Here is a 509-nt window from a genome sequence, read left to right as displayed (position 1 = left end):
TCGGTGGTGTCGGGTCAGTTGTCGTATTGGACTGAGCGGTTGGCTGGCCTGCCGGGTCTGTTGGAGTTCCCGACGGATCGGCCTCGTCCTCTGGTGGCGTCGAATCGTGGGGCGCGGGTGACGGTGACGTTGCCGGCGCAGACGGGCATGGCGTTGCGGGCTTTGGCGTCTGAGCACCGGGCGACGGCGTTCATGGTTGTTCATGCGGCGTGGGCTGCGGTGATGGGTCGGGTGTCGAATGCGGTGGATGTGGCGATTTCGACGCCGGTGGGTGGTCGTGGGTCTGCGGTGTTGGATCCGTTGGTGGGGATGTTTGTCAACACGTTGGTGTTGCGGGCTTCGGTTGATGGTGGTCAGAGTTTTGCGGAGTTGCTTGATCAGGTGAGTGCCTCGGATGTGGAGGCGTTTGCGCATGGGGATGTGCCGTTTGAGGCGGTGGTGGATGCGGTCAAGCCGGTGCGGAGCGAGGCGTTTGCGCCGTTGGCGCAGGTGGCGTTGAACTTCGATCC

At 63.7% G+C, this 509-nt stretch carries 1 protein-coding gene; it reads left to right on the top strand.

The genetic code is table 11. The features are described from left to right. Window positions 1–3: 3 nt before the first annotated feature. Window positions 4–509 (top strand): condensation domain-containing protein (locus MKW15_RS24260; protein ID WP_308221106.1); only part of this gene is annotated, 506 nt, incomplete at its 3' end.

The sequence above is a fragment of the Gordonia gummivorans genome (genome assembly GCF_022513585.1).
Classification (GTDB): domain Bacteria; phylum Actinomycetota; class Actinomycetes; order Mycobacteriales; family Mycobacteriaceae; genus Gordonia.
The sequence above is the reverse complement of the archived record's forward strand: the minus strand, read 5'-3'. Positions and strand labels throughout refer to the sequence as shown.